Below are 9,444 nucleotides of genomic sequence, written 5' to 3' on the forward strand. Positions count from 1 at the left end.
TTGTTCTTTGGTCGTCGTAATTCCATGTAGTATTACTACGACATGCCACCAGCATTTGCGGACATTTACCCGTGCTTATACTGCGGACATATACCGTATCAGTAACAAGGTAACAATCAGCCCTTGCCAAATTAGTAATTATGGTGTAGTATAAATACTCTGTGAAAAATGGCATTACTAGAGCCAAGCCCGCCACGGTTAAAACCGACGCAGCCTTTCTCTACTACAGCAACAATTCGCAGTGCCACTAACGAGACAACATATACAATTTAAATATCCACTATTTAAATTGCGCAGAGGAAGACCACAATGAATTTCTTAAATAAAAGTGATTGGTATTTTTATAAGAAGCAATAGCTTAATTTCATAACTTGCAAAAAGCATACTCGCTATTCTCGCGTCGAGTAGTGCAGCAATGAATTTTGAGTAATTCAATTTAAGTAAATTCTTTAGAAGATCGAAGGCTTCATGAAAATTTTACTTACGTCAGTATTTGGCCCTTTTGGTGTAGATGATGCTTATGGTCGTAAAGAAAACATTATGGAGCTTTTTCATAACCAAGTAACAAGAGAACAAGGTGTATTTTCTTTACGTTTTAATCATCCAAGTTTTGGACTTCATTTTCTCGCTGAAAATATTTCAGCCTCGACAACAGTGTTGGATTTTCCATCACAGCAAAAATTTATAAAAGAAATTAAACAAAATTATGATTACGTGGGTATTTCTTTTATTGTTCCCAATTTTATCAAAGCGAAAAAAATGGCGGAGTTAGTACGAAAGTACGCGCCCAACAGTAAAATTATTCTAGGTGGGCATGGTGTTCGTATCCCTGGAATAAAAGATAAGATTACTCACGATTTTATTTGTCAAGGAGAAGGGGTTCGTTGGTTACGTCGTCTGTTAGGCGAAGATGTTAATCGTTCTATTAAACACCCCATAGTGTCATCTGCCTTTTCTAAAAAAGTCATGGGGGTACCGCTTAAATCCGATACTGCCGTGCTAATCCCTGGTTTAGGTTGTCCTAATGCTTGTCGTTTTTGTGTAACTAGTCATTTTTTTGATAAGAAATACGTACCATATTTTTCTACAGGTCAGGAGCTTTTCGATATCTGTGTTGAAATTGAAGAAAAGATCGGGGTTAATGAATTTTTCATCATGGATGAGAATTTTTTAAAACTCCCTGATCGAGCTCGTGAACTTCTGCAACTTATTGAGAAACATAATAAGTCTTATCAATTTAGCATTTTTAGCTCTGCGGAGACGGTTGCTGCTCTTGGTGTTGAATTTCTCTGTCGTCTTGGAGTCAATTTTATCTGGTTAGGTATAGAATCAAAGCAAGAGATTTATGAAAAAAATCGTGGTCTTGATCTCAAATCTATGATTAGCCAACTACGTGATCATGGTATTAGCGTATTGGCTTCGGCTATTCTTTTTCTTGAGCATCATGACAAACAAAGCATTTGGGAAGATATCCGCTTTGCTGTAGAACAAAACTCTGATTTTGTTCAGTTCATGGGACTCGGCCCAATGCCAGGTACCGCGCTATACGAAGATTATCGAGATCAAGGAATATTGCGAGAAGATTTGCCATATGAAGAATGGCACGGACAACACCAAATTTGGTTTCATCACCCAAATTTCAGTGCATCAGAATCTGTTCATTACTTGCGTGAGGCTTTTCGCTACGATTACAATATTCAAGGTGCATCGCTTTTACGAATATGTGACACAGTAATTCGCGGTTATGAACATCTTAAACACTGTCGCGATCCCATGCTGATAAAACGTTGTGATGATTTAAAAACAACAGCTAAATACTATAGAGCGGCGCTTTTGGCTTTAAAAAAGTTTGCGCATAACGCAAATGCTCGTATTCTAACCCAAAAGGTTACTGAAAAATATGATACTGCTTTAGGCCCGGCAACATTAAAGCAAAAAGTGCAAGCCCTTTTAATGTTACTTTACGCTATGCGTGAAAAATTTCGTGTGTCTTTAAAACGAAATGTTTATCAGCCTAAAATTATTACTACTAGGTATCAACGACCAATTAAGAAGGCTAATGCACTTCTGCAACTCGTTAAGAAGTCAACTAAAAGTCGTTTTAATCTTGATATTAATTGGAGTGCGCAGCCGACAGTGGTGACACCTAGGGGATTGATGTACAAAAAAGAGGCTAAACAGCTAGCAAACGCTATTAAAAAATATTTAATTGAAGAGCGACGTGGTGTAGTCGTTCGGCTTGAAGGTTTGATGTTGGTCAAGAGTGCAGCTTTGCATTCATTTTTACGACGAGTGCGAGATTACCAGCAACAGGTAACTGTAGTTCTTGAGCATGAAGTCGAAGTAGTGCGTCAAGCCATTAAAGAACTGCCTGAAGAGTTATCATCTCTTATACAAATAAACGTATAAAATATTTAGAGTGTATAATTAAGTAAGGCGTATGATTTTAAAAAACAATGTAGCAAAATTAGGGGGTGTCCCTAAATGTTGGACTTAAGAAGTTCACGAAAGCAGCGTAAACGATGGCCGCGCGCTTAAGTAAAATCATGCTGAGGTTTGCTAGTGGCAAAGCGCAGGCAGGATTTTTGCGAGCACGCGGTCGTAAGTAGCGGATTTCGTGAAGATCGACGTGAGACATTTAGGGACACTCCCTGATATTTGTAACAAGCCAATAATTTCGCAAAGCCTACAATTTTGTAGGCAAACTCGAGATTGGTTTTAATCACCGTTAGGAAACTACGGTATCTATTGGAGAAGAAATGTCTAAGAAACTTTTTATAGGTGGTATTAATTGGAATACTAATGAAGATGAGCTTCGACAAGCCTTTGCACAATTTGGCGAGATTTCTGATTTAAAAATTATTAGTGAACGTGATACAGGCCGTTCACGAGGCTTTGGTTTTATAAGCTTTGTTAATTCTAACGACGCTAATAATGCTATAAATGAAATGAATGGAAGAAAATTGGCTGGTAGTATTTTAAAAGTTAACGAGGCACAAGAAAAACCCACGGGTGGCAATAGGTCTTTTCGACCTGGCGGTAGACAAAACAATAACGGTGGTAGAAGCAGAGATTGGTGAAACGCAAATATCTTTTCTTTCTTATTTGTCATACTAAGCCCTATATTAAGGACCCTCTGGCATATATTCATTAGCTTATAGAGCCAAAGGCTTCTAAAGGAGAATTGTAATGGCGATGAGGTCTAAAATGTCTCAAATGAAGCGCCAACGTGAGCTCCGTAAATCAGAAAAAGCTGCGCAAAAACGGGCCAAACGTCATAAATCCATAAAAAAGCAATTGCCAGATTTTACTGAGGATATCGCTTGTTTAAAAGAACCAAGCGATAAAAACGATAAACTAGTTTATAAGGGCGAAGTTGCAATTGAGCAAATGCCGGATACAGCGATGCCAATGATGACAAATGATGAATCTATCCCGTCAATATTTAATTTTACCAACAATTTATTTTTCGAGACCTCTAATATGAAATCATGCCCTGAGTCATCTGATTATATAATTGCATACTGCGGTGTTTGTCTTAATAAAATTGCACATGAGATTATTGTGTCTAAAGGCGACAAACCAAAACGTGTAAGATGCCTTACCTGTTCTAATATTCACCCATATCGCGTCAAACCTCCAGTAGCAAACAAGCAAGCAAAAGAGGTTGCCGGTCGATACCAAAGTTTAATGAAGAAAAGTAAGGTTTCGCATGCAAAGAAATATCAAATGGGAGTAAGCTTTTACGATAATGACCAGATTGAACATGACAAATTCGGAGTGGGATTTGTCACTCGTGTTTTGTTTGATGGCAAAATTGAAGTACTTTTTTCAAATGGAAAAAGAACTTTGGTACATAAGCGTTAACTTCAAATAAACGCACTTTCAATACACCTTTTTGTTAGTCTCAGGCGAACCTAACCTAACCGGTGCCAGACACTCGAATGGGAGCGGGGGCATATTGCATTAATATTTTTTCATTCTCATTTTGCAATACGAGCATTTTGTGTTAGCCACTGATTTACTATGCAGCCAATCCGCGTCATTGAAGTTATGCTCAGCCAGAGCGCCGCTGTAAGCCCTACAAGTCCTGCCGTTCCAGAATATAGCTTTTGGCAAGCAATTATGGATGCTGGCATGATCGAAAAGGCAGTATTGGTAATTTTGCTTGGTTTTTCAGTAATTAGCTGGGCGATTATCTACTTTAAATGGCGAGGCGTTAAACGCGCTTATCGTGAAAGCGAGACTTTTCTCGACTCATTTTGGAATTCAAAACGCCTTGATGCCATTTATCAACGCTCTGAAACCTTATCGGCGAGCCCTGTATCACAAGTGTTCCGTGCTGGTTATATTGAACTTGCTAAAATAAAAAAATCGGGCAAAAGCGAGGGAGAAAAAGCTGTCACTGAGACTGATATTGGTGACCTTGAAAGCATAGAACGCTCGATGCGACGTACCGCCGCCGCAGAATTAACTAGTATTGAAGCCTTGGTGCCATTCTTGGCTACCACTGGTTCAACGGCACCTTTCATCGGTTTATTTGGTACGGTTATCGGTATCATGAATTCATTTCAAAGTATCGGAGCAGCAGGCAACGCCAACTTGGCTACAGTCGCACCAGGTATCGGCGGCGCTTTAGTTGCAACTGCTTTTGGTCTATTTGCTGCAATTCCAGCAGTTATCGCTTATAACTTCTTTTTATCTAAAATCCGGGTACTCGATATCGAGATGCAAAATTTTTCTTCTGATTTCTTAAACATCGTTAAACGCCACTTCTTTTAATTTTTTTAAGAAAGATCAGCATGGCTGGTGGTACACAAAATCATGGTCGTTCGATGTCGGAGATTAATGTCACGCCACTTGTTGATGTAATGTTGGTTCTACTCATTATATTTATGGTTACCGCCCCCTTAATTCAGCAAGGTGTTGCTGTTGATTTGCCTAAAACTCATGCTCCTAGCCTCGACATTAAAGCTGACCGCGTAGTACTCACCATCACTCGCGAGCAAAAAATATTTTTAGGTGAAGTCGAAATACCCTATGCCCAATTGCGAGCTAAAGTAAGTAACAATATAAAATTAAAAGCTGACCGCGAAATTTATTTACATGCTGACCGAGCATTGCCATATGGATTTGTTGTTGATGTAATGGCTATTATGAAAGATGCTGGGGTAGAAACACTGGGGATGGTGACAGATCCCGTGTCGGTCGTAAAACCTTAAAGAATTTTTAACCAATTGAGGGGGTGTCCCTGTAATGTTGGACCGAGAGATTCACGAAAGCCGCGTAAACGAGGGCCACGCACGCAGCAAAATTTTGCTGAATTTTGCTGGTGGCAAATTGCAAGCAGAATTTTGTGAGTACGTGGGCCGCAAGTCGTTGATTTCGTGAAGATCGACGGGAAACATTCAGGGACATCCCCTAGTTTATAATGATAATTAATATTATTATACTGGGCAATTAATGCTAACTAACAGAAATTCACAAGGTTTATCACGGGTAATTGTGATCTCAGCAGGTGTTCATGTTGCCTTTTTTTGCACTACTATCACGCTAGCTAGCTTTCAGTCCAAACCTAAAAAAGCCGCTGAACAAATTTTAATAACTAAACTCGTACGCTTAGGCAAAGAAAGACCCGCACATTATTTGCCACGCAAAGTTGCTGCTGCCCCAGCTAAAACAGCTCCCGTGGCAATCAAGCCGAAAACATCAAGTGCAACAAGTACTCCCCAAGAAAAACTACCTTCTGCACAAGAGCGCATCAAACAACTTTCACAAACCGCCAGAGCATTAGAACGTCTGAAGTCACAAACCGGCGAAGAACCAGAAGGTCGTGCAGATGGTGTAAGCAATGGTGAAGTAACTGATGCTTTAAATGCTGTTGCTGGCAATATGTATGCAACTGAAATCGTACGTTGCTTGCAACAAAACTATGACATTATGGGAATTAACTCAGAATCAATCAAAAATCGTAGTGTTGGTGTCTTTCTTCGCATTGAGCGAGATGGTACTTTTATTGATCATAGAATTGAGCGCAGCTCTGGTCTTAAAGCATTTGATCGAGCAGTTGAACGCGCTATCAAATTATGTGGTAAGGTCTCTGCACCACCGAAGCCTTTGCGTGAACGTGTACGAAATGATGGCATTGAAGTGGAGTTCAAACTGTGAATTTTATTACTTATAACTACAGAAAATTATTACATCTTTTTTTCATATTGGCTTTGGTGTGCAGTGCTAATCCTGCTCGTGCACAACGTTTGCATATTATTGTAGGTGGCCCCAATTTTCGCCCATTTCCAATTGCTGCTCCCAAAATTGCCTCAGTTGGTAAATCATCATCTACCCGTGAAGCGGCTGAACTTACTGAGATAATACAACAAGATGTAGATTTAGCGCGTTCACTTGAACTTGTACCGCCTTCAAGTTACCTCGTTGCCACTAATGATACTTGGCAAAATCCACGCTATCAAAATTGGGTAAACGTTGGTGCCTCTGCATTAATACGAGGTATTGTTGAAAAAGTAGGTAAAAATATTAAAGTAAGTTTAAAACTATATGATGTAATTTCGCAGCGTGAAATATTAAATAAGGTATATCAAGATAAACCTACAAAAACCGCGTATATCAGTCACCAATTTATCGATGCTGTCATTATGCTGCTTACCGGTGAAGAAGGTATATACTCGTCAAAAATTGCTTACATAAAAAATACCCGTAAAGCCAAAGCGCTTTACAATTGTGACGCAGATGGTCGTAATCCTAAACGCATCACTGATAGCGATGTGTTAAATTTGCTGCCCGCCTGGGATCCAACCGGCAGGTTTATTTTATTTACAAGCTACCTTAAGGGTAACCCTGATCTTTATCGCTTTGATCGCAGCAATAACAGTATGCAAGTTATTTCATCCCAGCGAGGTTTAAATACCGGAGCCAAAGTATCGCCTGATGGTAAGCATATTGCATTAACTCTTTCTATCGACGGTAATACTGAAATCTATGTAATGGACACTAATGGCAAAAATCTACGAAGGCTTACCGATAGTTGGGGACAAGATGTTTCCCCTACCTGGAGTCCTGATGGTCGTCGAATAGCTTTTGTTAGTTCGCGTTCAGGTAATCCTCATCTTTATATCATGAATGCCGATGGCTCCGAAGTGCGTCGTTTAACTTTTCAAGGTAATTATAATCAAGAACCAAATTGGTCACCACGAGCTGGTGGTCAAATAGTATTTACCGCACGTGACGAGCGTCTTAAATTTGATATCTTTATTGTCCATCCTGAAACTGGTGAAATAACCAGGTTAACTCAAGATGATGGAGATAATGAAAGCCCCTCTTTTTCACCTGATGGGCATCAAATTGTATTCATTTCTACTCGTGCTCCCGGAAGCAGTCGCAAACTCATGATTATGGATGCCGATGGAAAAAATCAACGTCGAGTTTCTTTTGATTTAGCTGAGTATGAAATGCCAGCCTGGGGTCCACGTTTAGGTTACCAGTAATATTATCTGCGTCGCAATGCGTCTATACGTTTATTGTTGCTATGTTGAGTAATCGTGCCTATTTTACTATATTGCTTTTTTAGGGACACCCCCTAATTAGAAAAAATTTTTACTTAAAAATTACCACCAATTTCTAGTCTTGTAGGCATTATAAGGTGTGCAAAAATTATATTATGAGGCCATTATGACTATTACTGACCCAAATTACGTACGTATTTTTGACACTACACTACGCGATGGTGAGCAATCACCTGGCGCCACCATGACTTCACAAGAAAAAATGCAAGTAGCGGTGGTATTAGCACGATTAGGCGTCGATGTAATCGAAGCTGGTTTTCCTGCTGCCTCACCTGATGATCTTGAAGCTGTACGTTCTATTGCTTCCAATATTGGTCAAAATAAAGGTACTGAGTATACTCCATCCGGTGAACCTCCTATTATATGTGGTCTGGCACGTGCTACTAAAGGCGACATTGATAAAGCTTGGACTGCCGTAAAAGAAGCTGCTCATCCACGTATTCATACTTTCATCGCCACTTCTGATATTCACTTAGAACATAAGCTACGTATGAAGCGTGAAGATGTGTTAGCCCGTATTAGCGATATGGTAAATTACGCCTGCAGTCTCGGTGCTGAAGTTGAGTTTAGTCCTGAAGATGCTGGTCGCACCAATCTTGATTTTTTATGTGAAGCGGTTGGTTATGCTATTAAAGCCGGTGCCACCACCATTAACATACCTGATACTGTTGGTTACACTGTACCAACTGAATTTGGTGAAGTAATAGCACATTTACGTAAAAACACTCCAGGTGCTTATAAAGCAATTATTTCGGTACACTGTCATAATGATCTAGGTTTAGCTACGGCAAATAGTCTTGCTGGGGTTATGGCAGGAGCTCGTCAAGTTGAAGTAGCTATCAATGGTATTGGCGAACGCGCCGGTAATACTTCGCTTGAAGAAATTGTAATGATTTTACATACGCGCGCAAGTCACCTTGGATTTAAACATGGTATTGATACGACGCAGATTACAAGGGCATCAAAATTAGTTTCAAGTTGCACGGGCATTGCAATTCAGCCCAACAAAGCTATTGTTGGTGCAAACGCTTTTGCTCACGAAGCCGGTATTCATCAAGATGGTATGCTAAAGCATCATCTAACTTATGAAATTATGCGCCCTGAAACTGTTGGCGCTTCTACTAGCAAGCTAGTGCTTGGCAAGCATTCAGGCCGCCATGCTGTTAAAAACCGGCTTACTGCTTTGGGTTATACCCTTAATGATGAAGATCTTGATAAAGCTTTTGCGCGTTTTAAAGATCTGGCCGATAAAAAGAAAACCATTACTGATGCAGATCTCGAAGCTTTAGTAGCTGACGAGCTATATCATCCCGTTGAACTATGGACTCTTGATGGTTTGCAAGTAGCTTGTGGTACTATGGGTTTACCAACTGCCACAGTGCGTTTGCGAGGTCCTGATGGGCAATTAGTAATAAAACCAGCAGTTGGAACCGGCCCAGTCGATGCCGCATTTAGAGCCATTGACGAAATTGTAAAAGCCCCTTGTGAATTGATTGAATTCAACGTGCAAGCTGTTACTCAAGGTATTGATGCTTTGGGTGAAGTCCTGGTACGAGTACAAAGCAATAACAATAGTACCGGTACGGTTAATCCACAACACGATTCTGAATCACCACGTATGCTCATTGGGCATGGCGCTGATACCGATATCGTCGTTGCTAGTGCTAAGGCATATTTGGCAGCACTCAATAAACATTTAGCAACGTTGCAATCGCACGCCTAAAAACGAGGAATATTTTATGAGTAACTTTGTCCCTAAAGTAGAAATATATGACACTACCTTACGCGATGGGGCGCAAAGTGCGGGGATCAACTTTTCGCTTAATGATAAGATACGTGTCGCGCAACATCTTGATGACCTAGG

Annotated in this window: 10 protein-coding genes; 9 read left to right on the top strand and 1 reads right to left on the bottom strand. The window is 40.1% G+C overall.

Annotated elements, in window-relative coordinates; genetic code table 11:
- Nucleotides 1-468: 468 nt before the first annotated feature.
- Nucleotides 469-2,409 carry a cobalamin-dependent protein gene (locus tag JW841_05010; GenBank protein ID MBN1960284.1) on the top strand — a complete coding sequence of 647 codons (1,941 nt, stop codon included), beginning with the start codon at nt 469-471 and terminating at the stop codon, nt 2,407-2,409.
- 58 nt (nt 2,410-2,467) lie between these two features.
- Here JW841_05010 and JW841_05015 read toward each other — a convergent pair whose 3' ends face one another.
- On the bottom strand, nt 2,468-2,638 hold the full coding sequence (locus JW841_05015; protein ID MBN1960285.1) for a hypothetical protein: 171 nt from the start codon (nt 2,636-2,638) through the stop codon (nt 2,468-2,470).
- A gap of 121 nt (nt 2,639-2,759) precedes the next feature.
- Between JW841_05015 and JW841_05020 the strand changes: the two genes are divergently transcribed.
- The 8 genes from JW841_05020 to JW841_05055 all read left to right on the top strand — a co-directional run.
- A complete protein-coding gene (locus tag JW841_05020) occupies nt 2,760-3,080 on the top strand; it encodes an RNA-binding protein (protein MBN1960286.1) in 321 nt (106 codons plus the stop codon).
- A gap of 127 nt (nt 3,081-3,207) precedes the next feature.
- The gene (locus JW841_05025; GenBank protein MBN1960287.1) at nt 3,208-3,867 is read left to right on the top strand and encodes a hypothetical protein; all 660 of its coding nucleotides are present in this window, start codon (nt 3,208-3,210) and stop codon (nt 3,865-3,867) included.
- 186 nt (nt 3,868-4,053) lie between these two features.
- Nucleotides 4,054-4,782: a protein TolQ gene (gene tolQ / locus JW841_05030; GenBank protein MBN1960288.1), complete on the top strand. Its 729-nt coding sequence runs from the start codon at nt 4,054-4,056 to the stop codon at nt 4,780-4,782.
- A gap of 20 nt (nt 4,783-4,802) precedes the next feature.
- Complete coding sequence (locus tag JW841_05035) at nt 4,803-5,222, top strand: ExbD/TolR family protein (protein MBN1960289.1); 420 nt, start codon at nt 4,803-4,805, stop codon at nt 5,220-5,222.
- A 241-nt stretch (nt 5,223-5,463) separates the two neighbouring features.
- Nucleotides 5,464-6,168 carry a cell envelope integrity protein TolA gene (locus JW841_05040; protein ID MBN1960290.1) on the top strand — a complete coding sequence of 235 codons (705 nt, stop codon included), beginning with the start codon at nt 5,464-5,466 and terminating at the stop codon, nt 6,166-6,168.
- Complete coding sequence (gene tolB / locus JW841_05045; GenBank protein MBN1960291.1) at nt 6,165-7,502, top strand: Tol-Pal system beta propeller repeat protein TolB; 1,338 nt, start codon at nt 6,165-6,167, stop codon at nt 7,500-7,502. Before JW841_05040 ends, tolB begins: the two co-directional genes overlap by 4 nt.
- Before the next feature lie 184 nt (nt 7,503-7,686).
- Nucleotides 7,687-9,303, top strand: coding sequence for a 2-isopropylmalate synthase (locus JW841_05050; GenBank protein MBN1960292.1), 1,617 nt, complete (start codon nt 7,687-7,689; stop codon nt 9,301-9,303).
- A gap of 16 nt (nt 9,304-9,319) precedes the next feature.
- A partial coding sequence (locus JW841_05055; GenBank protein MBN1960293.1) for a hypothetical protein occupies nt 9,320-9,444 on the top strand: 125 nt, incomplete at its 3' end.

Source organism: Deltaproteobacteria bacterium (assembly GCA_016931625.1).
In the GTDB taxonomy this organism is placed as follows: domain Bacteria; phylum Myxococcota; class XYA12-FULL-58-9; order XYA12-FULL-58-9; family JAFGEK01; genus JAFGEK01.